We start from the raw sequence: 26,498 nt of genomic DNA, 5'->3' as shown, positions 1-26,498 counted from the left end.
GGATGGCCACCACGCGCCCCAAGGCAGAGACCCGGCACGGGGGTTCGAGCGGGAGCCGGCGCTCCGCGCCGACCGGCCCGGCGCGCCCGCCGGGCCGCCGGCGCGGGCCGCTGCGCGCGCTGCCGGCCGCGCTCGGCGCACTGCTGGTGCTCGCGCTGCTGCTGGTGGGCGTGCCCGCCGCACTGCTCTACGGCACCCAGGCGGTCGCCTCGATGGGCGGGGTCGGCCACCGCAGCATCGGCGAGGTGCTCACCTCGCCCGACGACGGCCGGCTCTTCCTCTGGGCGCTGGTGGTGATCGGCTGGGGCGCCTGGGCCTGCTTCGCCTGCTCGGTGCTGCTGGAGGTCCCGGCCCAGCTGCGCGGCCGGGTGGTCCGCCGGATCCCCGCCTTCGGCTGGAGCCAGCGGCTGGCCGGCGGCCTGGTCGGCGCGGTGATCGCGCTGCTCCCGGTGGCCGGCGGGGCGTTCGCCGCCACGGCCGGCCCGGCGCACTCGGTCAGTGCCGTCATGCCGCAGCTCGCCGCCGCCCCGCAGTACGCGGCGCTGGCCGGCGCCCCCGCCACCCCCGCGCTCCAGGCCGCCGACCCCGGCGCCGTCCAGGGCCCCAGCTACACCGTCAAGGACAGCCGGCCGGCCGACAGCCTCTGGTCCATCGCCGAGCACCAACTCGGCTCCGGTGACCGCTGGCAGGAGATCGCCAAGCTCAACGCGGGCCGGGTGATGGACGGTTCGGGCACCACCTTCGACGCCGACCGGCCGATCCAGCCCGGCTGGCAGCTGCTGATGCCGGCCGACGCGAAGCCGGACGGCGCACCGGCGAACGGCCCGCAGTCCGCGCCCGCGCCCGCCCCGGCGGCGGGCGGCGGCCAGGTGACCGTGCGCGAGGGCGACACGCTCTCCGCCATCGCCCAGCGGGAGCTGGGCAGTTCGCAGGACTGGCCGCAGCTCTTCGACGCCAACAAGGGGGTCCAGGCACCCGACGGCGAGCGGCTGACCGACCCGGACATGCTGGCGCCCGGCATGGTGCTGACCGTCCCCGGGGCCGCCGCACCCGCCGCCCCGGCGGCGCCGACCCAGACCCAGACGGGCCAGCAGCCCGCCCAGCCGCAGCCCGCCCAACCACAGCCTTCCCAGCCGCAGCCCGCGCAGTCGGCGCCCGCGCAGCAGGCGCCCGCCCAGGGCACGCCCGCGCCCTCCGCCCACCCCTCCGCGCCCGCCGCGCACCCCACCGCCCACCCCTCGCCCGGCGCCGATGCGGCACCGCACCCCAGCGGGAAGCCCGCCTCGGCGGGCCACGGCACCGGCCGCTCCCAGCCCGCCCCGCACACCGAGGACCCGAAGAGCGACTACACCGGCGCGCTCGCCGTCTCCGGCATCGGCGTGCTGCTCGCCGCCGCGCTGATCGGCGCCGTCGCGCACCGCCGCGGCCACCAGCAGCGCCTGCGCCGCCCCCGGCACCGGATCCCGATGCCCAGCCCCGAGGCCGCCGAGTTCGAGGCCGAGCTGAAGTCCCGTCAGGGCAGCACCGGCCTCGACCTGCTCAACCGCTCGCTGCGCACCCTCGCCCGCAACGTCAGCCGGACCGGCAAGCGGCTGCCCCCGCTGGCCGCCGTGCGGGTGACCGGCGGCGGCACCGTCGAACTGCACCTGGCCGCGCCCGCCGTACCGATCGCCCCGTTCCGCGCCGCGCACGCCGCCAACGTCTGGTGGTGCGCCGGCGACGCCACGGACCTGCTGACCGCCCAGCAGGCCGCCAGGGTCCCGGCGCCCTACCCCGCCCTGGTCACCCTGGGCACCGCGCCCGACGGCGCCGCCGTGCTGGCCGACCTGGAGACGGTGCGGCTGATGCACCTCTCCGGCCACCCCGAGGACGCCCGCGCCGTGCTGCGCACCGTCGCGCTGGAGCTCGCCCACAGCCCGCTGGCCGACCGGCTCAACCTGCACCTGATCGGCTTCCCCGAGGAACTGCCGGTCTCCGAGACGGTGGCCGACCGGGTGCACCGCTACCCGACCCTGGAGGCCGCGCTCTCCGCCCTCGGCCCGCGCACCGACCGGGCCCGCACCGCGCTGCTGGCGGCCGGCGCCGCCCACCCGCGCGACGCCCGCAGCCGGGGCCAGGCCGACGAGGCCTGGGTGCCGGACATCGTGCTCTCCGCCCAGGCGCCGATCGGCGACGTGCCGGCCGAGCTGGGCCGGCTGCTGGACGGCCGGCCGCGCACCTGCCTGGCCGTGCTCTCCCGCGCCCCCGAGCGCGGCACCGGCCCGGTGGCCCGCTGGACCCTGCCCAGCACCGGCGCCGCCGTGCTGCCCGGCCTGCACCTGGCCGTGCAGCTGCAACGGCTGACCGAGGACCAGTTCGCGCACTGGAGCGAGCTGCTCGCCACGGCCGCCTCCGAGACCCAGGAGCCGGCACCCGCCTGGACCTACGACGGCGAGGAGATCGAGCCCGCCGACCTCCCGGTGCCGGTCCCGGTGCTGGCGGGCGTGGCGAGCGGCACCGCGCCGTTCGTCGGCGGTTCGCTGCCGGACGGGCCGCCGGAGTCCGGGCCGAAGCTGATCGCCCGTCTGATCGGCACCGGGACCAGCCCGTTCGCGTCGGTGAACCCGGCGGGGGCGGGCATGGCCGACGCGCCCTCGATGGCGGTCGCGCTGCCGCCGCTGCCGGAGCTGCCGGCCTTGACGGCACGTCACATCGCCAACGGTCAGGGGCGGCACGCGACCGTCGAGCCGGCCGCCGAGGAGCCGCTCACCGAGGAGCCGGCGACGCCGGTGGCGCCGACGGCGTTCGGGGACCTGTTCCCGCCGCCGGACGCCGCACCCGAAGCCGAACCCGAAGCCGACTCCGAGCTCGACTCCGAGCCTGAACCCGACGCTGAACCCGAGCCCGAGCCGCAGTTCGAGACCGACGCCGACTCTGAACCCGAGCCCGAGCCCGACTCCGAGCCCGACTCCGAGCCCGCGCCCACCCACGAGACCGCGCCCGCCGCCACCGTCGTCCCCGACCCGCGCACCCCGGCCCCAGCCTGGGGGCCGGAGGAGGCCCCCACCCGCCCGGAGCCGGTCGCGGCCACCCCGCCCGGCGGCGTCGCGCTGAGCGGCCGCACCGACGCCGAGGACCTGCTCGCCATCCTCCGCTCCCCGCAGGCGCACGCCATCCGCACCACCCCGCGGATCCGGCTGCTCGGGCCGGTCGACGTGCTGGGCGCGAGCGGGCCGGCCGAGCCGGCGGCGCTGCCGGCCCTCACCGAGGCGGCCGCCTTCCTGGCCCTGTACCCGGGCGCCGACCCGGCCGCCGTGGAGCGGGCGCTGCACCCGGGCGACCACGCCCGCCCGGACCAGGCCGGCCCCGGCGTGCTGGCCGACCTCGCGAGCTGGCTGGGCGGCGAGCCGGACGGGCGCGCCTTCCTGCGCCAGGACGAGCTGGACAGCTACGCCCTCGCACCCACCGTCACCTGCGACTGGGACGAGTTCCGCAGCCTCTACCGGCGCGGCATGCGCAGCACCAGCGCCACCGCCGACGCGGCACTCGCACACGCCCTCGCCCTGGTCCGCGGCGCCCCGTTCGCCGAGACGCCGCCCACCGCCTACGGCTGGGCCGAGGCGGTGCACCAGGACATGCTCGCCGCGATCGTCGACACCGCCCACGAACTCGCCGCCCGCCGCCTCCAGTACGGCGACCACCGCAGCGCCGAGGCCGCCGTCTTCCGCGGCCTCGCGGTCGCCCCCGACGTCGAACTCCTGCACCGCGACCTGTTCTACGCCTACGCCTCGGCCGGCGCCCGCGACCAACTGCTCAAGGCCGTCAACCGCCTGGACGCCCTCAGCCGCCGCACCGGCCGCAACCTCGACCCGGACACAGTGGCACTGCTGCGCGACCTGCTCGCGGGCGGCTGAGCGGAGGATGACGGGCGGCCGCGGAAAACCGCTGGTCGGCGACGGTCGGCCCCCGTTACCGTCCACGCATCACGAGTACGGGAGAGGCGGTTCCACCATGTCCGGGCAGCAGCGCGAGTCGACGACACTCTGGCGGCCCACCGGCCCCGAGGAGTTGGCACTGGTGCGGGAGTCGGGCTGGCGAGCATGGCCGCCCCGGCTGCCGGAGCAGCCGATCTTCTACCCGGTGCTCAACGAGGAGTACGCGGTCATGATCGCCCGGGACTGGAACGTCAAGCACAGCGGGGTCGGCTACGTGACCAGGTTCGCGGTGGACAGCGGGTTCCTGCGGCGCTACCCGGTCCGGCAGGCCGGCGGCCGGACCATCCTGGAGCTGTGGGTGCCCGCCGAGGAGTTGGCGGAGTTCAACAGCCACCTCGTCGGCCCGATCGAGCTGGTGCACGAGTTCCGCTGAGCCGGAACGTGCCGCGGCCCCTGGCACTCCTCCATGAAGGAGCGCCGGGGGCCGCAGCGGTCGTGACGTGGTGTCAGCTGACGTTGAGGGCGGTGTCGTCGATCACGAAGCTGGTCTGGGTGGAGGAGGAGTTCTCCACGCCCTTGAACTGGAGGGTGACGCTCTTCCCCGCGTAGGCGGAGAGGTCGTAGGTCTCCTGGACGTAGCCGGAGTTGGCGTTCAGGTTGGAGAAGGTGGCGATGGTGGTGCCGTTGGCGGTCACGGTCAGCTTGTCGGCGGCCGTGGTGCCGGTCTTGGCGGTGTCGATGTGCAGCCAGAAGGAGAAGCTCGCCTTGCAGCCGGCCGGGACGGTGACCGTCTGGGCCAGGGTGTCGGTGTGGGCGGAGCCGTAACCGTCGAGCCAGGCGTCGTAGTTGCCGCTGTGCGAGGGCTCGCTGGTCATGTCGCTGTTGATCACGCCGGAGCTCGCGGTCCAGGGGGAGGCGGAGCCGGTCTCGAAGCCCGCGTTGCCGAGCAGCTGGCCCGGGTTGGCACAGGAGGTCGCGCCGGCCTCGGTCCAGGTGAAGCTGGTGGAGCCGGTGGCGCCGGTGCCGTCGGTCACCGTGACGGTCACCGAGGAGGAGCCGGAGGCGGTCGGGGTGCCCGAGATCAGACCGGTCGAGGAGTTGATCGACAGGCCGGCCGGCAGGCCGGTGGCCGCGTAGCTCAGGGTCTGGCCGCTCGCCGAGTCGCTCGCGCCGACCTGCAGGCTGGCGGCGGTGCCGACGGTGCCGCTCTGGTTGCCCGGGTTGGTCACGGTGACGGTGTTGCCGGCCGCCGTGCCGACGGTCCAGGTGAAGCTGGTGGTGCCGGTCGGACCGGTGGAGTCGCTCGCGGTGACGGTCACGTTGGCGGTGCCGGCCGCGCTCGGGGTCCCGCTGATCAGCCCGGTGCCGGAGTCGATCGACAGCCCGGCGGGCAGCCCGGTGGCGGAGTAGGAGAGCGTGCCGCCTGCGGTGTCGCCGGCGTTGATCTGCAGGCTGGCGGCGGTGCCGACGGTGCCGCTCTGGTTGCCCGGGTTGGTCACCGAGACGGTGCCGGAGCCGCTGCCCGAGGTGTGGTTGAAGTCGGCGGAGATGGCCGTCTCCAGGCCGCTGACCACGCCCGAGTCGGTGGTGATGATGCCGAGCTCGCGGTTGTGGTTCAGCGAGTTGTCGGAGAAGTTCTCCGAGCCGGCGAACGCCTTCTGGGTGCTGGTGCCGTAGTCGGCGACGATCGCCTTGGCGTGGATGTAGTAGCCGGTCGAGCTGGTGTAGGTGGTGACCGTGCCACCGGCGCTGGTGATCTGGTTGAGGTCGGTGGTGTAGGAGTTGTTCTCGTTCTCGGCCACCACCCGGACCGTGACGCCGCGCTGCATGTCGGCCACGATTGCGTTGATCAGCGCGGTGTCGCCGAACTCCTCCTGCTCGACGTCCAGGCTCTTCTGGGCGCCGTTGATCAGGGAGAGGAGTCTGGACTGCGAGTCGGTGGGCGACCAGACCAGGTTGTCACCGTCGGACGGGGTGATCGCGGTCTTGGCGAAGTCGGCGTTGAAGACCGCCTCGATCGCGGAGACGTCGGCGCTGTCGGTGTCGAAGACCCCGTAGTCGCGCGAGGTGGCGTAGTAGGTGGTGTCGAAGTTGCCGGTGCTGATGTACGACTTGGTGCCGTCCACCGTGATCGTCTTCTGGTGCGTGTAGGTGAACGAGCTGGAGGAGTAGGTCACCGCCACGCCGCCGGACTGCAGCGCGCTGTAGGCGGCGCTGTTCACCGAGGAGTGGTTGGGGTCGATGATGACCCGCACCTGGACGCCGGCCGCCTGCTTGGCCACCAGGTCGTTGACCAGGGTGGTGTCGCGCAGCTCGTAGATGGTGACGTCGATCGACGTCGTGGCGCTGTTCACGAAGTTGTAGATGGCGTTCTCGCCCTGGTCGGGCAGGACGACCAGCGAGTAGGTGCCGGTGGCGGCGTGCGAGGCCGCCGCCGGCACCAGGACTGCGGCCATGGCGGTGGCACCTGCGGCGACGGTGCGCAGCAGGCGGCGGGGGAGACTCATCCAGGGCTCTCCTGACAGTGGGGTGTCTGACATGTTCGGGCAATGAACGCGCGTAGACCCCAGTAATGCAGAGAACTGAGGCACCGTGAAGTGCTACCGCGTTACCAGCAGTTGAACAGGGAGAGGGAAGATGAGGATGCGGCTAAGGGATGTCGAACACCGGGATCTACCCGCGTATCTCGCGATGCGCTGCGACCCGGTGATGATGGCCGAGCTCGGCGGGCCGCTGCCGCCCGAGGGGGTGGAGCGACGGCTCGCCAAGGACGTGGCCAGTGCGGCGGCCGACCGCGACTGGATCAAGGTGATCGAGGTGGACGGGCAGGTGGCGGGCACGGTCGTGCTCTGGACCCACCAGGAGCCTTCACCGGATTCGCACTCGAACCAGCCCGCCGACGAGGGTCCTGCCGCCGAGAGCCCCGCCGGACCTGGTGAACCCGCCCGGCGGACCAGCGAGATGGGCTGGATGGTGCTGCCGGAGTTCCAGGGCCGCGGGCTGGCCCGCCGGGCCGTCCGCGAACTGCTGGAACTGGCCGCGGCGGACGGCCGCTGGGGCCGGGTGCACGCCAACCCCGGCGTCACCAACGGCCCCTCGAACGGAATCTGCCGGTCCGTCGGATTCACCCTGCTGGGCGAGCGCGACATCGAGTTCGCGGGCCGCGTGCTGCGCTGCAACCACTGGGTCCACGACACCCCGCCCGCCCCCTGACGGACGGTCCCTTGACGGACGGTCCCTTGACGGGTGCTCCCTTGACGGGTGGTCAGTACCGCGGCGTCAGGAAGAAGGCCCCGGCCGGGCCCGCCCCGACGCTGTCCAGTGCCTCCGCCCGCTCCCGGGCGAAGGCGTGCAGCAGCGCGGGGTAGCGGTAGCGGCCCGGCGTGCGGCGGGTCAGCAGGTGCGCGTCCACCAGCCGGTCCAGCAGGTGCTCGGCGGCGACCGGCGAGCTGCCGAGCAGTTCACCGGCGGCCCGGGTGCCCACGGTGGCCAGCCCGGGCAGCGCCAGCCGGGCGAAGGCGGTGGCCAGCGCCGGCTCCAGGCCCCGGTAGCTGCCCGCGATGGCCGCCCGCAGGTCCAGCTCGCCGCAGCGCAGCTCGTCGAGCCGGTGCTCCGGGGCGGCCAGCCGCTGGGCCAGCCGGTGCGCTGTCAGTTCCGGCCGGGCCAGCAGCCGGCGGGCGCAGATCCGCAGGGCCAGCGGCAGGCCCTCGCAGAGCGCCGCCAGCTCGGCCAGCGCGAACGGCTCGGCCGCCGCCCGCTCGGAGCCGAGCACCCGGGACAGGAAGGTCACCGCCTCGGCCGGCGGCAGCGGACCGAGCGGCAGCGGCACGGCGCCGACCAGCTCGGGCAGCCGCCGACGACTCGTCACCAGCACCGCGCAGCCCGGGTCGCTCGGCAGCAGCGCGCGCAGCTGGGCCGCGCTGCGGGCGTCCTCCAGCACCAGCAGCAGGCGCCGCCCGGCGGTCCGCCGGCGCAGCAGCGCCGCGCGCGCGGCCGGGTCGGCCGGCAGCTGCTGCTCCGGGACGCCGAGCGAGGTCAGCAGGTGGCCGAGCACCTCCCGCGCGGAGGCCGGCGCGGGCCGGGTGCCGCACAGGTCGGCCCGGAGCACCCCGTCCGGGAAGGCCCGCCGGACCGCCCGGGCGGCCTCCGCGGCCAGCACCCGCTTGCCGCTGCCGGGCGCCCCGGAGACCACCACGGTGCGCGGCAGTCGGCCGGTCGGCAGGGTGAGCACCCGGGTCAGCTCGGCCAGCTCGGCCACCCGGCCGGTGAACTCGGCGAGCGGGGCGGGCAACTGGTCCGGCCGCGGGCCGTAGGGCGTGCGGCCGGGGACCTGCCGGGGCGGCGGCACCCGGCCGGGCGCGGTCCGCCGTGGGGCACTGGCCCCTTGCGTCGCACTGGCCCCTCGCGTCGCACTGGCCCCTTGCGTCGTACTGGCCGCCTGCGCCGCCTGGACACCCTGCGCCGCCCGCTCCCGGTGCGGATCCGCCGTCGCGACCGGGCGCAGCAGGCGCTGGTGCAGTTCGCGCAGCTCCGGGCCCGGCAGCACGCCGAACTCCTCGTCCAGCAGCCGCCGCACCCGCTGGAACGTGGTCAGCGCCTCCGCCTGCCGGCCCTCCTGGTGCAGCGCCGTCATCAGCTGGACCCAGAACCGCTCCCGGGCCGGGTGGGCGGCCGTCAGCGCGTGCAGCTCGGCCACCATCGACTGGCGGCCCAGCCGCAGCTCGGCGGTCACCCGCGACTCGACGGCCTGTAGGCGGTGGTCGGCCAGCCGGTCGGCCTGCTCGTGCTGCAACCGGTCCGAGGGCACGTCCAGCAGCGCGTCGCCGCGCCAGGTGCTCAGCGCGGCCTCCAGCAGGTCGGCCGCCTCCTCGTCCGCGTTCCGGCTCAGCGCCGCGAGCCCGCGCCGGTGCAGCGCGGTGAAACGCTCCAGGTCGAACTCCTCGGGCGCCGCGTGCAGCAGGTAGCCGCCGGCCCGGGTCTCCAGCCGGGCGCCGGCCGGGCCGAGCGCGGCGCGCAGCCGCATCACGCTGTTCTGCAGCGCCGAGCGGGCGCTGCGCGGCGGCCGGCCGTCCCACAGGTAGTCGGCCAGCAGATCGAACGGGGTGACCTGGTCGCGGCGCAGCAGCAGGGCGGCGAGCAGGACCCGCTGCTTCGGCGCCGCGACCGGGTGCTCACCGTGCTCGTCGCGGACCAGCAGGGGACCGAGGATTCCGAACTCCATGCGCGCAGTTCTAGTCCGCACCCGCGTTGACCACGACATATGCAGCCGCCGGTCAATCAAAACCGGTCAACCCGCAGGTCGGCGGCCCGATCGTCAGTGTGCGGTCAGTGCCCAGTCGACGCCGGACAGCGTCACCATCGACAGCAGCGTGGAGAACAGCACCGACTCGCGCGGCAGGGCCGTGCTCAGGTCGTACTGGCGGGCGTAGACGAAGACGTTCTGCGCCGTCGGCAGCGCCGAGCAGACCACCACCGCGAGCAGCTGATGGGTCGGCAGGTGCAGCAGCAGGCTGCCGACCGCGAAGGCGACCAGCGGCTGCACCAACCCCTTGACGAGCACCGAGAGGCCCACCTCCGCCCGCCGCACCCCGCCCTCGGCGGCCGGCCGGGCGTGCAGCGACATGCCGAGGGTGATCAGCGCCGTCGGCACCCCGGCCGACCCCAGCACGTCGCAGGAGTGCCCGAGCGCGCCGGGCAGCCGCAGCCCGGCGGCGGAGCAGGCCACGCCGAGCGCCGAGGCCAGGATGATCGGGTTGCGCAGCGGCAGCCGGACCAGCCGCGCCATCCGCCGGCCCTCCGCGCGGCTGGTCCCGGCGTCCAGCAGGGCCAGGATCACCGGGGTCACCAGCAGCACCTGGAAGAGCAGCACCGGACCGATGAACGAGGCGTTGCCGAGCACCTGCACCGCCACCGGGATGCCCAGGTTCGCGGAGTTCACGTAGCCGGCCGCCATCCCCGCGATCGCCTGGTCGGCCGGCCCGCGCCCGAACAGCCAGCGGGCGGCCGACCAGCCGAGCAGCCCGGCGGCCAGCGTCCCGGCCGCGAACGCCAGCATCGACGGGTTCGCGAAACTCCCCAGCGGGGCCTTCGCCAGCATCGAGAAGAGCGCGGCGGGCATCGCCACGTGGAAGACGAACTTCCCGAGCACCGACTCGGCCTGCTCGCCGAGCAGCCCGGTGCGGCTCACCAGGTAGCCGACCGCGGTCAACAGCCAGATCGGCGCGAACGCCGACAGCAGTGGTTGCAGCGAGTGCATGGATCCCTCTGAGGGTGGGCGGATCACACGTCGGCCCCGCGGGTCCGCGGGGCCGAGGAGCAGTCAACCAGCAGGCCGGAGCGAGGGGTTCCGGGGGCTGCCGGCCGGATCGGGGGTTGTGGGGATCCAGTGGTCGTTGGTGAGGGAGTGTGGGGAACGTGCGTGATGGTGCGATGAGGCAATGTGGCTCAGGTCACATGACTTCATGTACATCTGCTACATTCATGACATGAGTGAGCCGGTAGTTGAATCCATGGCCGAGGTCCGGAATCACCTGGCCGATGTGCTGGACCGGGCCCGCCGGGACGGCGTCCCCACGATCATCACCCGGCGCGGCAAGGAAGAGGCCGTGGTGATCGACCTCGACGAGTACCGGCGGTTGGCCAGGATCGCCGAAGACGCGGAGGACGCCTGGCTGAACCGCAAGGCCGACGAGGCGGAGGCCGAGGGCAGAGAAGGAGCCGTCTCCATCGAGGAGATGGCCGCGCTGCTGCGCGATCACCACGGGTGAAGCCGATGGGCTACGTCACGCGGTTCACGCCCCATGCGCAGCGGGACCTGCTCAAGGTCCCTCGACCGGATGCCGTGCGGATCCTCCGCCGCCTCACCGAGTTGCAGACCGCGCTCGGTGCCGCGGACACCAGAGGATTCGACATCAAAGCCCTCAAGGGGCATGACTCGCGCTGGCGTCTGCGGGTCGGTGACTACCGAGTGGTCTACACGATCGAGGACGGGCAGTTGATCGTGTGGGTGCTGACCGTCGGGCATCGGCGCGAGGTCTACCAGGACCAGTGAGGACGACCCCGCGCCGCCCCGCCCGTCACGCCGGGCCCACCGCCACCAGGGCGCGGTGGTGGGCCGGGCGCTCCAGTTCGTCGAGCAGGGCGACGGCCAGGTCGGCGTAGCGGAACGGTGGGGCGTCGGGCGGGGTGGGCAGCACGGCGGTGGTGCCGGTGCGGTAGTGGCCGGTGCGCGGGGAGTCGGCGTCCAGGTAGGCCGGCGGCGGGGCGAGCACCACCCAGTCGAGCTCGGCCGGCGCGGCGGCGAGGACGGTCAGTTGGGCGGCGTGGCCGAGCGAGAAGGCGCGGTGCTCGGGCGGGAAGCCCTCGGTGTCGTGCACCGGCACGCCCGGCGCCACCTCCAGCACGGTGCCGAGCCCGACCGCCAGCAGTCGGCGGGCGCCGGCGGCGAGCAGGCCGCCGGCCAGTGCCGCGGCGGCCGCCGGGAAGAACTCGCCGGACGGGACGTCGGCCGTGAAGACGGTGCTCACCACGGCGTCGTGACCGGCCGTCAGCGCCGCCACCGAGGCCCGGTCGGTCACGTCGCCGGCCACCACCGTCACCCCCGGGCCGGCCAGCTCCGGGTACTTGGCCGGGTCGCGGACCACCGCCGTCACCCGGTGCCCGCGGGCCACCGCCTCGGCCACCGTCCGCCGCCCCGCACGGCCACCCGCACCGAAAACCACGATCTCGCTCATGACGCGTCGTTCCTCTCGAACTGCTCGGACTTCCAACGCGTCGAACGCTAGGTCGGGACCCCCTGGTTACTTCAACGATACTGGCGCGGCCCGCAACGACCGGGCGCCTGGAACCGTGGTGCGTAGACCCCTTAAGGTGGCGGAAAAGGGGGCGCGGCCGAGGCCGCGGCCCGGTGGAACCGAGAACGCCCTGGGTGGCGGGCGGGTGGTGACCGGCGTTGGCGGACAGTGGATCGACCTCGGGGGCAGCGGCGGCACCGACCGACACCCAGGGCGGGCCGCCTGCCGCGCCGGTGATCGAGGACGCCGTCCCCGAGGAGTACCGGGCGCTGGCCGACGCCAAGGCGGCGTCCCGGCCGGCCGGGGGCTCCCCGGGCGGTGACGACCCGTTGGGTGACGGTGCGCCGGCCACCGCCGTGCTGCGGGCGATCACCCCGCCGCGCGGGACGACGGTGCTGCGGGCGATCCCGGACCCGGCGCTCGCGGCCGAGCCCGAGCCCGCCGAGGAGCCCGGCAACGAGGAGGCGCCGCCCTCCACCGGCTGGACCGGGAACGTGCAGCTCGGCGAGGTGGCCGCGCTGGCCGCCCGGAGCACCGCTGCTGCCACCGCCGCCACGGCCGCCACCGTGGGTGGCGGGCTGCGCGGCCGGATCCTCGCCGTCGAGGGCGGCTACGGCAGCCGGCGCGGCTGGGGCCGGGGCGGCTCGGGCCAGGCGCCGGTGCTCTCCACGATGCTGGCGGCCGTCGCACCGCAGACCCTGCTGGCCGCCGAGGCCGTGGACGCCGTCCACCTGCCCTCGGCCAGCGACCCGCAGACCGTCTTCGCCCACCTGCGCGCCGCCGCCCGGCACCCGGGCCCGCTGCTGGTGCACTTGGGCGGGCACCTGGTGCTGGACAAGCGCGGCGGCGGGCTCTACCTGACGCTGCGTGACTCCAAGACCGGCACGGTCCGGCAGGACAGCCTGGCCTGGTCGGCGGTCACCGGCGAGCTGCGGGCCCGGCCGGCCGACTGGGACACCCTGGTGATCGCCGACCTCAGCGCCGAGCAGGCCGCCTGGCCGTACCTCCAGGCGCCGCAGTTCACCGAGGGCCTGCCGCTGTGGGCGGTGGTCGCCCCGGACCCCGAGCAGATCGGCACCTTCACCCGGGCGCTGGTCGAGTGCCTGCACGGCGGGCGGCCCGGTGCCGGGCCGATACTGGCGCCGGAGCAGGTGCGGGCGCAGGTGCACTCGGTGATCCGGCCGGACGCGCTGACCTTCTCCGCCTACCCGGCGGACCGGGCGGTCTTCAAGAACAACGCCCGCCAGCAGCCCGCCCCCGCCGTGCCGTTGGTGCCGGCCGCACCGGCGCCGGTGGAGCAGCCGGTGGAGCACCCGGTGGCGGAGCGGGCGGAGCGCGGCCCGGTCTCGCTGCTCAAGCCGGGGGTGCCGCCGACGGTGCGGCCGAGCCGGCCGGTGACCCTGCTGAAGGGCGAGCCGCCAATGGAGCAGGAGCAGCCGCAGGAAGCACCGTCAGCGCAGGAGCCCGCCCAGGACGTCGATCCGCAGTCCCCGCCCGCGGACTACCGCGAGGCGCTCGGCCGGATCGTCGCCACCGCCGAGGCGGGCGACCACGCGGGTGCGGCCGAGCTGGCCGGCACGCTGGAGCAGCAGGCGGTGGCCGCGCACGGGATGATCGCGCCGCCGGTGCTGATGATCCGCCAGGTGCGCGCGCACCTGGCCCGGATGGCGGGCGACCTGACCGCCGCGGTCGGGCTCTACCGCGAGGTGGCCCTGGTGTTGCTGGTCGCGCAGGGCCCGCAGGACCAGGAGGCCCAGCGCGTGGTGACCAACGCCGAGGCCTGCTGGCGCGCGATCCCGGATCCGGCCGTCGCGCTCCCGCTCTCCCCGGCCGTCCTGGAACTGCGCGCCAAGGTGCCGGGCGAGGACGACCGCAAGCTGCGCTCCACCGAGCGCTACGCCGCCAAGCTGGCCAAGGCGGCCGACCCCGCGGGCTGACCCGCGCGCCGCCGGCGGACTGCCCGCGCGCTGCCGGCGGGCTGACCCGCGCTGCCGGCGGCCCCCGACACCGAACGGGCGGCCCGGGATTCCCCGGACCGCCCGTTCAGCGTGTCACCTGACGGGTGCTCAGCGGCCCGCGAGGGTGTGGACGAAGGTGTACGCGTCCACGGTGCCGAGGCCGGAGGCCAGGTCGTAGCCCTGGGCGGCCTGGTAGCCCGGGACGTTGTTGTAGCCGTTGTTGCCGGTGGTCACGTCGGTGATGCCGCTCCACTGGGCGGGCAGCATCGACATGCCGTAGAGGCGCCAGTTGATCTGGCCCAGGCGGTAGCCGGCGGCCTGGTCGGCCAGCGCGACGACGCCGGAGAACAGCGGCGAGGCCTCCGAGGTGCCACCGGTCAGGTGCCAGCCGGCGGAGGCGGGGGCGTAGGACTCGTAGGTCCAGGCCGCGCCGTCGACCGCCGCGCTCATGCTGATGTCCGGGGTGCCGCGGTGCGCGCCGACCACGTTGGCGACGCCGGTCTGGTACCACGGCCGGTCGAAGATCGCCGAGACGCCGCCGCCGCCGGCGCCGTAGCCGTCGTTCCACACCTTGTCGGGCGCGGTGCGGTTGCCGTTGTTGTCCAGGGTCAGCTCGGTGCCGCCGACGCTGGTGACCAGCGGGTCGGAGGACGGCCAGGAGTTGACCTTGTACGGGTAGAGGTTGTTGTTGTTGTCCGAGTCGCTCACGCCGTTGTCGCCGGAGGAGGCGAGCACCGTGACCCCGTGCGCGGCGGCGTCCTTGAACGCGTAGCGCAGGTCGGTGAGCGACTTGTAGTCGCCCTTGTCGAAGCCGGGGAAGGTGTTCTCGGTGGCGCCGAAGCTCTGCGTGATGACGTCGCCGACGCCCTTGTCGATCAGGGACTTCTCGGCGGACATCATCTCCGGCAGGCCGGTGACGCCCTCGGTCTCGGCGACCGCGGTCTCGACCAGGACGATGTGGGCGTCCGGGGCGATCGCGTGCGCGTACTCGACGTCGAGGGTGGTCTCGCCGGCCCAGCTGGTCATGTCCGAGTTGGTCGGGTCGAAGGCGGGCACGTTGCCCCACTTCACGACCTGGACGTTGGTGTCCTGGATGCCCCACTGCTTGTCGAAGGTCTCCAGGTCGTGCTGGATCGTCGGGGACCCGTAGGAGTCCACGATGACGATCGTCCGGCCCTTGCCGGTGATGCCCTGGTCGTAGAGCTTGTTCAGGTTGTACGCGGCGCGGTACTGCAGCGGCGAGTAGCAGTGGATGCCGATCTGCGTCACGCAGTCGCTGGTGCTGATGGGCGCGGTCCGGGCCTTCGCGTCGATGTGGCCCTGGGAGGCCGGGAGCAGCTTGAAGGCGACCTTGGGGAAGGCGGCGGCCGTGCTCTGGGCACTGACCAGACAGGTCGTCAGAGCGGTGGCTCCGACGACCAGCATCGCCATCGTCCGGGTGGTCACGGAGCGTCGGGTGCCCGCGGTGGCGGGGGAGGTGCCCATGGAACTCCTTTGGGGGATGGAGGGTCGGGCCGACGCGGGGGGTCGGCCCGGTCATCCCATCGTGTGGAGAGCCTATGTATCTATAGTCATTTCGGACTCTTGACATGGCCGGTGAACGTGCCGGGAAAATCCGAAGAACTGTTCGTCCCTCCTCCAACGGTGCAGGCCAAGCCGCCGCCGGCCGGTCCGCCGCCGGGCGACCGCCGTCACGAGGTGCGCGCATCCTCCTGACGGCTTGTCACATGCGGTCAAGAATAAGTAAAGTTGGGCCGGATCGCACCGCCGTGCGCCCGCTCAGCGGACGCCCCGTTCCCCTCACCGGTGCACTGGTGCCGACCAGGGGTGCCACCGGAGGCAGAGCGACGAACGACCGGTGAACTCTGCCGCGAGCCACTCCCGACCGCCCGAACACCCGTGCAGGATCTCGGCTGTCCCGCGCGGTTCCCCTGGCGCGGGCCCGACTTCCGGAGGAACTCGCTCATGCCGCTCCGCCGCACCGCGACCGCCGCCGCCATCGCGGTCACCACCCTCTCCGCCCTCACCTTCGCCACCGGCCCGGCGCTCGCCGACTCCAACAGTGGTGACAACGGCTGGGGCTGGGGTTGGGGCCACCGCCACCACCACGGCCCGGTCAGCTACACCGTCGGCACCCCCGTGGTGGACAAGGTCAAGGGCGGTCCGTGGACCCTCGCCCAGGGCGACCCGACCGCCGGCGCCACCGTCACGGTCAACGGCGTGACCTACCCGAACATCGCGGTGGACCCGGGCGCGAACGGCGTCCCCGCGGCCAGCGGCGTCACCGGCACCCCCGGCCCGCTGCCCGGCTACTGCGCCAGCGGCGGCCCGACCCCGGAGACCGGCGCCGTGCTGCGCCAGCCCAAGGGCAGCGTGCTGCCGATGCAGCCGTACTACTTCCCGTTCGTCACCAGTGACGACGGCGGCCGCACCCTCACCGGCCTGTTCGACTACCGCCCCAAGGACACCGACGAGGCGGTCGTCGCCGCCACCTCCACCGACCACGGCCGCACCTGGCACTACCAGGGCGAGGCGCTGGAGCAGAACCAGGGCCTGTGCGCGGACGGCAACACCGACGACGACGGCCAGGGCCACGCCTTCGTGCTGACCGTGCCGAACTACAACGGCACCGGCCACCGCGGCCAGGTGCTCTACACCCTCTCCCGCCCCTCCGGCGACAACCCGGGCGTCAACCTGATCGTCCACAAGCTCGCCCCGAAGGGCGGCAACCCGCTGGCCGGCCTGCCCGCCGCCGAGCCGGTCGGCATGGGCGGCAGCACCACCGCCACCGGCGCGGTCACCGTGCCGGCCGGCCCGGGCGGCGACGGCGTCACCATCAACGCGGCCACCACCGCCGGCTTCGAGCAGCCCGGCCACTTCACCGTGGACGGCGTCACGGTGGACTGCAACGACAACAACGCCACCGCGACCGCCTTCACCGGCTGCACCACCCGCACCGCGGGCGGCGTCAGCATCAAGGCCGGCGACGCGATCGCCGCCGACAGCGTGATCCCGGCGACCGCCCAGCAGACCTCGGGCCTGGTCTCCCCGGACGGCATCATCAGCACCGTCCCGAACTACCCGGGCGCGCCCAAGGGCAGCGTTGCGGTGCTCTACACCGAGAAGATCGTCAACTACTACACCCCGACCACCACCACGGCCGCTGTCACGCTGCCCGCCGCCACCATCCCGGTCGCCGACAGCTCGGCGCTCAAGCCGGCCGGCGGCTCGGTCACCGTGAGCCTGGGCACCCCGAACGGCATCGTCCAGGTCACCTGCACCGGCGCCGACGCCACCCACCTGACCGGCTGCACCGGCGGCACCGGCGCCGTGGCCAAGGGCAGCGACGTGGGCGCGCCCGGCGCGGCCGTCGCCCCGTACGCGCAGCTGTCCCAGACCGGCGAGGGCAAGAACAAGCCGAAGACCCTCTTCGGCAACAACGAGGACTACACCGTGGTCCGCGCCGCCTACACCACCGACGGCCTGCACTTCACCGACCTCGGCCAGGTCAGCGGCCTCGGCGACCCGACCAGCAACAGCAACTCGGTGCTGCGCTGGATCGGCTCGCGCGGCACCGTCATCACCAACCCGGACGGCAGCTACGGCCTGTTCCTGTCCGGCGCCTACGCCTCGGACGGCGACAGCGACGCGTTCAACCAGATCTTCTACGCGTCCTCCAAGGACGGCCAGCACTGGTCCGCGCCGCAGAAGCTGATCGGCACCGACTACACCTTCTCGGCGCTGTCCGCCCAGGCCAAGTCCGGCGGCCCGCTGGGCGTCTCCGGCTACTACAGCGGCCGCGTCTACGACCCGACCGTGGTGCAGAACGACAACGGCACCCTGACCATGCTGTTCGCCGGCTACTCCACCCCGAAGCCGCTGCCGACCACCGGCTCGACCTACGGCACCGACGCCGCCAACCCGTACACCGTCCCGGCCGCCCAGCCGGCCGAGTACCGCACCATCCTGAGCGTCACCCTGAAGCCGCAGTACAACGGCTGACGGTAGATCAGCACGCCGGGGGCGGGGCGCGGACGATCCGCACCCCGCCCCCGGCGCGTGCTCAGCGGGCGCCGCCGTTGACGTACAGGGTCTGGCCGCTCACGTAGGACGCCTCCTCGCTGGCCAGGAAGGCCACCACCGAGGCGATCTCCTCCGGCTGGCCGGGGCGGCGCAGGGGGGTGCGGGCGGCGACCTCGGCCTGGTGCTCCTCGGGGCTGGAGCCGACCCGCTCGGCGGTCGCGGCGGTCATCGAGGTGACGACGTAGCCGGGGGCGACCGCGTTGACGTTGATGTTGAACGGGCCCAGCTCGATCGCCAGGGTCGCGGTCAGGCCCTGGATGCCGGCCTTGGCCGCCGCGTAGTTGGCCTGGCCCCGGTTGCCCAGCGCGGAGCGCGAGCTGAGCGAGACGATCTTGCCGTACTTCTGCGCCACCAGGTACTTCTGCGCCACGTGGCTGCAGTTGTAGGCGCTGGTCAGGTTGACGGTGAGCACCGCGTCCCAGTCCGCCTTGGGCATCTTGAAGAACAGGTTGTCCCGGGTGATCCCGGCGTTGTTCACCAGGATGTGCAGGCCGCCCAACTCCTCGTGCAGGGTGGCGAAGACGGCCTCGACCGCGTCGTAGTCGGAGACGTCGCAGCCGTAGGCCCGGGCGGTGCCGCCCTTGGCGGTGATCGCGTCGGCGGTGGCCTGCGCCCGCTCGGCGGTCAGGTCGACCACCGCGACCGCGGCGCCCTCCTCGGCCAGCCGGAGCGCGGTGGCCGCGCCGATCCCCTGGGCGGCGCCGGTGACCACGGCGACCTTGCCGGTGAAACGTGCCATCAGTGAGCCCCTCAATTCTTCTCTACGAGTACGGCCGTGCCCTGCCCGACGCCCACGCACATGGTGGCCAGGCCCCGGCGGGCGCCGGTGCGGCGCATCCGGTGCAGCAGGGTGGTGAGGATCCGGGCGCCCGAGCCGCCCAGCGGGTGGCCGAGCGCGATCGCGCCGCCGCTCGGGTTGACCAGCTCCGGATCGATCTCCAGCTGGTCCAGGCAGGCCAGCGCCTGGGCGGCGAAGGCCTCGTTGAACTCGGCCTCGTCCAGGTCGGCCAGGCTCCAGCCGGTGCGGGCCAGCACCTTGCGGGTGGCCGGCACCGGGCCGATCCCCATCACGTCCGGGTGCACGCCGGCCGAGGCGCCGGCCACGTAGCGGCCCAGCGGCTCCAGTCCCAGCTCGCCCAGCGCGGCCTCGCTGACCAGCAGCAGGCCGGCCGCGCCGTCGTTCATCGGCGAGGCGTTGCCGGCCGTCACCGTGCCGCCCTTGCGGAACACCGGCTTCAGGCCGGCCAGCCGCTCCAGGCTGGTGTCCTCGCGGATCGACTCGTCCTGATCGACCGTCACCCCGTCCGGGCGGACCACCGGGAAGAGCTCGGCGTCGAAGTGCCCGTCCTTGCGGGCGGCGGCGGCCCGCTGGTGGCTGCGCAGCGCGAAGGCGTCCTGCCGCTCCCGGGTGATGCCGTAGCGCTCGGCCACCTCCTCGGCGGTCTCGCCCATGCCGAGCACGCCGTGCAGCTCGGCCATCCGCGGGTTGGTGAGCCGCCAGCCGAGCCGGGTGTCGAAGGTCTGCATCTGGTGCGGCAGCGCCTCGTCCGGGCGGGGCAGCACGAACGGCGCACGGGTCATCGACTCGCAGCCGCCGGCGATCATCACGTCCGCCTCGCCGGCCGCGATCGCCCGCGCGGCGGTGGTGACGGCCTCCAGGCCCGAGGCGCAGAGCCGGTTCACGGTGGCGCCGGGCACGCTCTCCGGCAGGCCGGCCAGCAGCACGGCCATCCGGGCGGCGTTGCGGTTGTCCTCGCCGGCCTGGTTCGCGGCGCCCCAGTAGACGTCGTCGATCCGGGCGGGGTCGAGCGCGGGTACGTCGGCGAGCAGCTGCCGGATCACGGCGGCTGACAGGTCGTCGGGCCTGACGGTGGCCAGGGCGCCGCGCAGCCTGCCGATGGGTGTCCGGCGGGCGGCGGCGAAGTAGACGGGACGCACTTCCTTGGGCTCCTCGTGTCTAGAAGGCGTTGCACCTCTAAAAGGCACTTATGGCGGTCAGGGCTCGCCCGATCAGCAGCTTGTGGATCTGGCTGGTGCCCTCGTACAGGGTCATCACCCGGGCGTCGCGCAGCAGCTTGCCGGCCGGGTACTCGTCGATGAAGCCGTAGCCGCCGAAGACCTGGAGCGCGTTGTTGGCCGCGCGCACGGCCGCCTCGCTGGCGTACAGCTTGGCGACCGAGGACTCGGTGGCGAACGGCAGGCCGCGGTCGATGTGGTCGGCCACCCGCCAGGTGAGCAGCCGGGCCGCGTCCAGGTCCACCGCGATGTCGGCGAGCAGCTCCTGCACCAGCTGGTGCGAGGCGATCGGCTTGCCGAACTGCTCGCGCTCGGTGGCGTAGCGCACGGCGGCGTCCAGCGCGGCCCGGATGATGCCGACGCAGCCGGCCGCCACCGACATCCGGCCCTTGGCCAGCGCCGCCATGGCGACCGTGAAGCCCTTGCCCTCCGGGCCGAGCCGGGCGCCGTCCGGCACCCGGACCTGATCGAGGGTCAGCTCCGCGGTGGCCTGGCCGCGCAGGCCGAGCTTGCCGTGGATCTCCCGGCGGCCGAAGCCGGGGGAGTCGGTCGGGACCAGGAAGGCGGTGATGCCCTTGTGGCCCGGCCCGCCCGTGCGGGCGAAGACCAGCGCGACGTCGGCCCAGGTGCCGTTGGTGATGAACGTCTTGGCGCCGCTCAGCAGCCAGTGGTCGCCGTCCTTCACCGCCTTGGTGGTCAGGTTCGCCGCGTCCGAGCCGTTGCCGGGCTCGGTCAGCGCGAAGCAGGCCAGCGCCTCGCCCGAGCAGAGCCGCGGCAGCCAGTGGCGCTTCTGCTCCTCGGTGCCGAAGCCGTTCACCGACTTGGCGACCAGGCCGAGCGAGACGCTGACGATGCCGCGCACCGCCGAGTCGCCCCGGCCGAGCTCCTCCAGCACCAGGCAGTAGGCCAGGTGGTCGCCGCCGCTGCCGCCGTACTCCTCGGGGATCGTCAGGCCGAGGAAGCCCAGCTTGCCGAGCTTGCCGATCACCGACCGGTCCACCGACTCGGCGCGGTCCCACTCGGCGGCGAACGGCGCGATCTCGCGCGCGGCGAACTCGGCGGCGAGGTCGCGGACGGCGGCCTGCTCCTCGGAGAGCTCCAGGTCCATGGCGTGCCTTCCCGGGTCTTGTGATCCAGCGGGGCCGTAAACTAGCGGTGCAAGTTTTTCCGGACTCTAGCCCGCCCGGCGGGCCGCTGGGAAGAGGCACCCTGCGAGAATGCCTCCTTCCACCCCTGAACGGAGCACCCCATGGCCCGCCCCCGCACCCCGCTGCTCAGCCGCGAGCGGATCGTCACCGCCGCGCTGGCGCTGGTGGACGCGGAGGGCCTGGAAGCGCTCTCCACCCGGCGCCTGGCCACCGAGCTCTCGGTCAGCGGGCCCTCGCTCTACAACCACTTCGCGACCAAGGACGACCTGCTGGACGCCATCGTCGACAGCGTGATGGGCGAAGTGGACCTGGCGATGTTCGTCCCCGGCGCCGACTGGCAGCACGCCCTGCGCGCCTGGGCCCGCTCCTACCGCGCCGCGCTCGCCGCCCACCCGCACGTGGTGCCGGTGCTCGCCCAGGGCCCGGGCCGCCGACCGAACGCGCTGCGCCTGGCCGACGCGGTCTACGGCTGCCTGGTGGAGGCCGGCTGGCCGCGCGGGCAGGCCACCCGGATCGGCGCACTGATGCGGTACTTCGTCACCGGCTCGGCCCTGGGCTCCTTCGCCTCCGGCTTCCCGGAGGACGCGGCCCTCTACGGCACCGACTACCCCCACCTCGGCGAGGCCCATCGCCTCGCCGAGCACCGCGCCTCGATCGACCAGGGCGCCTTCGACCTCGGCCTGGACGCCCTGCTGGCGGGCCTGGCGGGGCGCTACCCGACCCAGGACTGACCGCTCCGTAGCCCGGGCCGGCCGGCTCGCCCTCGCTGCGCTCGCCCTCGCAGGACGTGCCCCTGCCAGGACACCCTGCCCGCTCACGGCGCTCCCGTCCCACAGGGTTTTCACATGAATGCCCGCTACGGTCCGGCGCCTGTACGGTCTCCGGCCGGAAGAGAGGAACCCGAGGCATGGACCAACAGCGGCTGCTCGGTGGTCGGTACGCCCTGGGCGGTCTGCTCGGGCGCGGTGGGATGGCCGAGGTCCACCTGGTGCGGGACCTCCGGCTGGACCGGACCGTCGCGGTGAAGATCCTGCGGGCGGACCTGACGGCGGACCTGTCCGGACGGGAGCGGTTCCAGCGGGAGGCGCAGTCGGCTGCGGCGCTCAACCACCCTGGCATCGTCGCGGTCTTCGACACCGGCGAGGATGTCGTCGCGGGTGTCGCGCTGCCGTTCATCGTCATGGAGTACGTCGAAGGCTCGCCGCTGAGCGACCTGGTCGACCAAGGCGAGCCGATCGACCCCGAGCGGGCCGTGCTGATCACCATGGACATCCTCGACGCCCTCTCCCACGCGCACGGCCAGGGCATCGTGCACCGCGACATCAAGCCGGCGAACGTGATGGTGGCGGCCGGCGGAAGCGTCAAGGTGATGGACTTCGGCATCGCGCGCTCGCTCGGCCTCGCCACGGGACCGGCACTGACCCAGACCAACCTGGTCGTCGGCACCGCGTCCTACCTCTCTCCCGAGCAGGCCCGCAGTGAGCCGGTGGACGCACGCAGCGACCTGTACTCCACCGGCTGCCTGCTCTACGAACTACTGACCGGGCGACCGCCGTTCGTCGCCGAGAGCCCACTGGGTGTGATCTGGAAGCACGTGCACGAGGAGCCGGTGGGACCCTCGGAGCTGAAGGCAGCGCTGCCGCCGGCGCTCGACACCGTGGTGCTCACGGCCCTATCCAAGGACCGCGACCAGCGGTTCGGCTCCGCCGCGGAGATGCGTGCCGCGTTGGAGGAGGCGCTGCTCCTGCCACCCGCCACCACGGTGTCGCGGCCCGCGCCCCCCGACGCCCCCGCACCGCCCCGTCGGCGTCGCCGGACCGGGCGGTTGGGCGTGGCCATCACGGCCTGCCTGGCGCTGGCCGCCGGTGCCACCGCCTACGCCGTCGCCCACCGGAGCGGCACGCCGGCCAGCTCGCAGCGCATCCCCGAACTGGCCGGCGTCACCGTCCTCCAGGCCCGTGAGAGCGTCCGGAACGCCGGTCTGCGGATGGGGGACATCGCCTACGGCGACTGCCCCGGCCCCCGTGCCGCGCAGCCGAGCAGGATCTGCGCCCAACACCCGGCCCCCGGCACCCTGGTGGCTCGCGGCACGGCTGTCACCGTCCGGCTGCCCGACCCGCACCGGGCCACCGCGCAGTAGGGCGCCCGGGCACGGGCCCCCGGGAACGGCCAGGGTGCGCGGGAGTGACGGGTCCCTCTCCCGCGCACCTTCAGCCGCTTCGCGGCCCGCTGATCAGCAGTGGAAGGCGCCGCTGTCGAAGAACGCCACGTCCGTTCCGTCAGGGGTGTAGGTGTCCGCCGTGACCCGGATGCAGTGGCCGCTGCCCGGGACGCTGACCGGGCCGGCGTAGTAGTAGAAGGCGTTACTGTCCTCGCGGGACGTGAGTGGCGGAAGGCCCGGGTAGTCACCGCAGGCGCTGCCCGTGAAGTCGTACGCGCACTCGTAGATGGTGACGTCGGTGAGCGTCTTCGTGCCGTAGAGGCTGCCGGTCTTCACGTTGACCGCGCAGTTCTGCCCTGTCGAGCTGTTCCAGAACACGTGGACGTAGCTGAGGACCGCACCGGTCATGGTGGTGTGCGTCAGGTACGGCGAGCCACTGACCTCGGTGCCCGAGCAGCCCCAACCGCCGGCGGAGGCGGTGGTGGCGGAGGCGAGCGTGATGCCGCTGGCTATGGTGACGGCTGCCATGACGGGGGCGAGTCTACGAAGGAGTCCGCGCATGGGTGTTGTCATCCTTTCAAACGGCTGTGGGGAGCCGGATGGCGGTAGTGGGGTTCTGCATGACACCCCGGCAGCAGGCAGGGCGGTGCTCAGCGCTCGGACCTGCGTCGACGAGGACCCCGCCGGTGCCAGGAGGAGTTGATCGCCGGAATGATCGCATTCTGCGAATGTTCCTGGGAAGTCCCTTGGTACAGCGGGTATTTGAGGGCGTATTGGTTCGCTATTCGGGGGTGAGCGTCCGGGCGCGGTGAGCACGCCGGGGCGGACGGGGCAGCAGAGCCGGGATCACGGTCAGTCGACGATGAACAGCCGAGCCCCGTCCCGGGTGCTGGAGCGGTGCGCCTGGACGTTGTCGCCGACCTGGTAGCTGGTGCCGGCGGTGAGGGCGACGGTCTCACCGCCCGCCAACTCCGTGGTCAAGGTGCCCTCCAGGACGAGGAGGATGTGCCCTCGCTCGCACCAGTGGTCGGCCAGGTATCCGGGGCTGTAGTCGACCATCCGCACGCGCAGGGGGCCGAACTCGCGGGTGCGCCAGGTTGCGGTGCCGGTCTCGCCGGGGTGCTCGGTCGGCTCGACCTGTGACCAATCCGTGGTCCCGAAAGGGATGTTGAGCATGTCCATCGGATGATCGTAGGCTCACCACGGCTCGCGCGGCACGAACGCCGGGCGCAGGGCGGGGTCCACCGGGTCGTAGTAGCGGTGGAACACCGGCGTCAGGGCTCCCGAGACCGGTGGGACGATCCAGCTCCAGTCCGCCGGTGTGGGGCGGCCGAGGCGTTTCTCCTGGGCGATGTGGCGCAGGAAGCGGTCCGACTCGGTGTGGTGGTCGGCGATGGTCACCCCGGCCTCCTGGAAGGAGTGCAGCACCGCGAGGTTGAGCTCGACCAGGGCGCGGTCCCGCCAGAGGGTGCGGTCGCTGGAGGTGTCCAGGCCGAGCCGCCCGGCGACCTCGCCGAGCAGGTCGTAGCGGTCGGCGTCGGCCAGGTTGCGGGCGCCGATCTCGGTGCCCATGTACCAGCCGTTGAACGGCGCGGCGGGGTAGCGGATCCCGCCGATCTCCAGGGTCAGGTCGCTGATCGCCGGCACCGCGTACCAGCGCAGGCCCAGTTCGGCGAACCAGGCGTGGTCGGGGTGGCGCAGCGGCACCTCCAAGGTGCTGTCGTCCGGCAGTTCGTACCAGCGCGGCGGCTCGCCGGGTCGCTCCTGCACCAGCAGCGGCAGCACGTCGAACCGGCCGTCGCCGCGCTTCCATCCCAGGTCGGCGGCGCGGGCGGCGAGTTGCCCGCCGGCCGGGTCGCCGGTCCAGCCGCCGTCGGGGCGCGGGTGGCCGGCGTACCGCACCAGCTGGGAGTTGAGGATCCGCGGCGCCGGGCGGCCGGGCCGGTCCGGGGCGAACACGCTGATCACCGGGCGGATCCGGCCGCCGTTGCCCGCCGTCCGCAGGTGCTCGAAGCAGTGCTCGGCGAGTTCGTCCGCGCTGGAGCACTCGCGCAGGTCGCGGACCACCAGGCTGCGCCAGTACAGCCGGCCGATGCAGCGGGCCGAGTTGCGCCAGGCGACCCGGGCGCCGAAGGCCAGCTCCTCGGGGGTGTGCCGGTAGCTGCCGGTGCGCTCGATCTCGTCCAGCACCTGACGCACCCTCGGCTCCGGGTCCCCGGAGCCCGGGCGCTCGGCGTGGAACTGCCGCAGGAAGGCGGCGGCCTGCACCGGGTCGGTGAAGTCCGGCTCGGTGGCGGACGGCTCGGCGGCAGACAGTTCGGCGGCAGACGGTTCGGTGGCGGACGGCTTGGTGGAGGACGGCGCGGGCCGGGGCGGCGGCACGCTGGCCGATCCGGCGGGCACCGTGCCGTGGCCCATGGGGCAGCCGGCCTGGGCCGGGTGGGTGGTGCGGCGGGAGCGGAGGCGGCTGAAGATCAAGGCGAGGTCCTTTCCGCCCGCCATGCAAGCGCCTGCCCCGCCGCCCGGGCCGGGAGTCACCGATTCCCGCCCACCGGGGCCGCGCTCGCGGGTACCCTGCCCACCCCGCCTGCCCGGGAGCCTCAGCGCCCGCGCGGCTTGCGCCCCTCCCCGGGCGGGCCGGCGAAGACCTGGGCGATCGGCACCCAGGCGGTCGCCACCGGGCCGCTGACCGCCAGCGCCAGGTCCTCGGGGTGCCGGCGCTGGGTGACCAGCAGGCAGAAGTCCAGCGCCGGGCCGGCGATCCGGTTCTCCGCGTCGGCCGGCCCCCAGCTCCAGGACTGGCCCTGAGCCCCCGTCAGCTCCACCCGCACCGGGTCGGTCGGGATCGGCTGCCCGTGGGCCGAGAAGGCGAAGCCCATGGTCCGCACGCCCAGGTGCGCGACGTGCCGCAGCCGGGCGGTCGGCGGGCGCCCGGCGCCGACCGCCTCGGCCACGTCCTCGCCGTGCGCCCAGGTCTCCATGATCCGCGCGGTGGCCATCGAGCCGGCCTTCATCGGCGGGCCGAACCAGGGCAGTTTGCGGCCGTCCGGCACCTCGGCCAGCGCCGCCAGCAGTTCGGCCCGGCCGGCCCGCCACCAGTCCAGCAGGTCGCGCGGGGCGAGCGCGGCGCCGGCGGCCGCGCCCTGGTCCACGAAACCGTCGAACTCGGTGGCGCCGACCAGCAGTCCGGTCGCGGCGGCGTGGAAGCCCTCGGGGTCCCGCACGGCGCGCAGCGCCCACTCGTCCGTCCAGGCCAGGTGGGAGATCTGGTGGGCGATGGTCCAGCCCGGGGCCGGCGTGGGCGTCCGCCAGCCGGCCGGGTCCAGCGGCTCCACCAGTGCGTCCAGCGCGTCGCCCTCCGCACGCAGGTCCGCGAGGATCTCCGCGGTGTCGGTCATCGTCTCCCACCCCTCCGGTCGCCGTGC

Annotated in this window: 21 protein-coding genes; 9 read left to right on the top strand and 12 right to left on the bottom strand. The window is 73.9% G+C overall.

Translation table 11 applies throughout. The annotated features are described in order from the left end of the window. The first annotated feature begins 2 nt into the window (after nucleotides 1-2). Nucleotides 3-3,893 (top strand): LysM peptidoglycan-binding domain-containing protein, encoded by a 3,891-nt coding sequence (locus tag FHX73_RS01140; protein WP_145902813.1) that lies wholly within the window; start codon nucleotides 3-5, stop codon nucleotides 3,891-3,893. 97 nt (nucleotides 3,894-3,990) lie between these two features. Continuing rightward, nucleotides 3,991-4,347 (top strand): hypothetical protein, encoded by a 357-nt coding sequence (locus FHX73_RS01135; RefSeq protein ID WP_145902812.1) that lies wholly within the window; start codon nucleotides 3,991-3,993, stop codon nucleotides 4,345-4,347. Nucleotides 4,348-4,420: 73 nt separating this feature from the next. Here FHX73_RS01135 and FHX73_RS45935 read toward each other — a convergent pair whose 3' ends face one another. Further along, nucleotides 4,421-6,421 (bottom strand): putative Ig domain-containing protein, encoded by a 2,001-nt coding sequence (locus FHX73_RS45935; RefSeq protein ID WP_246213287.1) that lies wholly within the window; start codon nucleotides 6,419-6,421, stop codon nucleotides 4,421-4,423. Nucleotides 6,422-6,557: 136 nt separating this feature from the next. On the opposite strand from FHX73_RS45935, the gene FHX73_RS01120 reads away from it, so the two are divergent. Continuing rightward, nucleotides 6,558-7,127 carry a GNAT family N-acetyltransferase gene (locus FHX73_RS01120; protein WP_145902811.1) on the top strand — a complete coding sequence of 190 codons (570 nt, stop codon included), beginning with the start codon at nucleotides 6,558-6,560 and terminating at the stop codon, nucleotides 7,125-7,127. Nucleotides 7,128-7,179: 52 nt separating this feature from the next. On the opposite strand, the gene FHX73_RS01115 is transcribed toward FHX73_RS01120, so the two are convergent. Next, nucleotides 7,180-9,135 carry an AfsR/SARP family transcriptional regulator gene (locus FHX73_RS01115; RefSeq protein ID WP_170304799.1) on the bottom strand — a complete coding sequence of 652 codons (1,956 nt, stop codon included), beginning with the start codon at nucleotides 9,133-9,135 and terminating at the stop codon, nucleotides 7,180-7,182. 93 nt (nucleotides 9,136-9,228) lie between these two features. Further along, nucleotides 9,229-10,170, bottom strand: coding sequence for an AEC family transporter (locus FHX73_RS01110; RefSeq protein ID WP_145902809.1), 942 nt, complete (start codon nucleotides 10,168-10,170; stop codon nucleotides 9,229-9,231). A 229-nt stretch (nucleotides 10,171-10,399) separates the two neighbouring features. On the opposite strand from FHX73_RS01110, the gene FHX73_RS01105 reads away from it, so the two are divergent. Continuing rightward, complete coding sequence (locus FHX73_RS01105; protein ID WP_246213286.1) at nucleotides 10,400-10,681, top strand: type II toxin-antitoxin system Phd/YefM family antitoxin; 282 nt, start codon at nucleotides 10,400-10,402, stop codon at nucleotides 10,679-10,681. A 5-nt stretch (nucleotides 10,682-10,686) separates the two neighbouring features. Beyond that, the gene (locus FHX73_RS01100) at nucleotides 10,687-10,965 is read left to right on the top strand and encodes a type II toxin-antitoxin system RelE family toxin (RefSeq protein WP_145902808.1); all 279 of its coding nucleotides are present in this window, start codon (nucleotides 10,687-10,689) and stop codon (nucleotides 10,963-10,965) included. Between the two features lie 25 nt (nucleotides 10,966-10,990). On the opposite strand, the gene FHX73_RS01095 is transcribed toward FHX73_RS01100, so the two are convergent. Further along, nucleotides 10,991-11,647: an NAD(P)-dependent oxidoreductase gene (locus FHX73_RS01095; protein ID WP_145902807.1), complete on the bottom strand. Its 657-nt coding sequence runs from the start codon at nucleotides 11,645-11,647 to the stop codon at nucleotides 10,991-10,993. A gap of 218 nt (nucleotides 11,648-11,865) precedes the next feature. Between FHX73_RS01095 and FHX73_RS01090 the strand changes: the two genes are divergently transcribed. Beyond that, a complete protein-coding gene (locus FHX73_RS01090; protein ID WP_145902806.1) occupies nucleotides 11,866-13,644 on the top strand; it encodes a hypothetical protein in 1,779 nt (592 codons plus the stop codon). A gap of 129 nt (nucleotides 13,645-13,773) precedes the next feature. Here FHX73_RS01090 and FHX73_RS01085 read toward each other — a convergent pair whose 3' ends face one another. After that, nucleotides 13,774-15,150, bottom strand: a complete 1,377-nt coding sequence (locus tag FHX73_RS01085; RefSeq protein ID WP_145902805.1) for a S53 family peptidase — start codon at nucleotides 15,148-15,150, stop codon at nucleotides 13,774-13,776. Between the two features lie 480 nt (nucleotides 15,151-15,630). Here FHX73_RS01085 and FHX73_RS01080 point away from each other — a divergent pair, with 480 nt between their 5' ends. Continuing rightward, nucleotides 15,631-17,667, top strand: a complete 2,037-nt coding sequence (locus FHX73_RS01080; protein WP_145902804.1) for a hypothetical protein — start codon at nucleotides 15,631-15,633, stop codon at nucleotides 17,665-17,667. 61 nt (nucleotides 17,668-17,728) lie between these two features. Here FHX73_RS01080 and fabG read toward each other — a convergent pair whose 3' ends face one another. Genes fabG through FHX73_RS01065 form a run of 3 tightly spaced genes read right to left on the bottom strand, consistent with a single transcriptional unit; the run spans nucleotide 17,729 to nucleotide 20,872 of the window. After that, complete coding sequence (gene fabG, locus FHX73_RS01075) at nucleotides 17,729-18,487, bottom strand: 3-oxoacyl-ACP reductase FabG (RefSeq protein ID WP_145902803.1); 759 nt, start codon at nucleotides 18,485-18,487, stop codon at nucleotides 17,729-17,731. A gap of 11 nt (nucleotides 18,488-18,498) precedes the next feature. Next, complete coding sequence (locus FHX73_RS01070) at nucleotides 18,499-19,686, bottom strand: thiolase family protein (RefSeq protein ID WP_145902802.1); 1,188 nt, start codon at nucleotides 19,684-19,686, stop codon at nucleotides 18,499-18,501. Between the two features lie 37 nt (nucleotides 19,687-19,723). Further along, nucleotides 19,724-20,872 carry an acyl-CoA dehydrogenase family protein gene (locus FHX73_RS01065; RefSeq protein WP_145902801.1) on the bottom strand — a complete coding sequence of 383 codons (1,149 nt, stop codon included), beginning with the start codon at nucleotides 20,870-20,872 and terminating at the stop codon, nucleotides 19,724-19,726. 141 nt (nucleotides 20,873-21,013) lie between these two features. Between FHX73_RS01065 and FHX73_RS01060 the strand changes: the two genes are divergently transcribed. Both FHX73_RS01060 and FHX73_RS01055 read left to right on the top strand, forming a co-directional pair. Next, nucleotides 21,014-21,643, top strand: coding sequence for a TetR/AcrR family transcriptional regulator (locus FHX73_RS01060; RefSeq protein WP_145902800.1), 630 nt, complete (start codon nucleotides 21,014-21,016; stop codon nucleotides 21,641-21,643). Nucleotides 21,644-21,819: 176 nt separating this feature from the next. Continuing rightward, on the top strand, nucleotides 21,820-23,052 hold the full coding sequence (locus FHX73_RS01055; protein ID WP_145902799.1) for a protein kinase domain-containing protein: 1,233 nt from the start codon (nucleotides 21,820-21,822) through the stop codon (nucleotides 23,050-23,052). A gap of 93 nt (nucleotides 23,053-23,145) precedes the next feature. On the opposite strand, the gene FHX73_RS01050 is transcribed toward FHX73_RS01055, so the two are convergent. The 4 genes from FHX73_RS01050 to FHX73_RS01035 form a co-directional block, all read right to left on the bottom strand. Continuing rightward, nucleotides 23,146-23,601, bottom strand: a complete 456-nt coding sequence (locus tag FHX73_RS01050) for a hypothetical protein (protein WP_145902798.1) — start codon at nucleotides 23,599-23,601, stop codon at nucleotides 23,146-23,148. A gap of 324 nt (nucleotides 23,602-23,925) precedes the next feature. Beyond that, nucleotides 23,926-24,255: a DHCW motif cupin fold protein gene (locus FHX73_RS01045; protein ID WP_145902797.1), complete on the bottom strand. Its 330-nt coding sequence runs from the start codon at nucleotides 24,253-24,255 to the stop codon at nucleotides 23,926-23,928. A 15-nt stretch (nucleotides 24,256-24,270) separates the two neighbouring features. Continuing rightward, nucleotides 24,271-25,551 (bottom strand): nitric oxide synthase oxygenase, encoded by a 1,281-nt coding sequence (locus FHX73_RS01040; protein ID WP_246213285.1) that lies wholly within the window; start codon nucleotides 25,549-25,551, stop codon nucleotides 24,271-24,273. 122 nt (nucleotides 25,552-25,673) lie between these two features. Beyond that, a complete protein-coding gene (locus FHX73_RS01035) occupies nucleotides 25,674-26,471 on the bottom strand; it encodes a TIGR03084 family metal-binding protein (RefSeq protein ID WP_145902796.1) in 798 nt (265 codons plus the stop codon). Nucleotides 26,472-26,498: the final 27 nt, after the last annotated feature.

The sequence above is a fragment of the Kitasatospora viridis genome (assembly GCF_007829815.1).
GTDB lineage: Bacteria > Actinomycetota > Actinomycetes > Streptomycetales > Streptomycetaceae > Kitasatospora > Kitasatospora viridis.
This window is presented reverse-complemented; position numbering and strand designations above follow the sequence as displayed.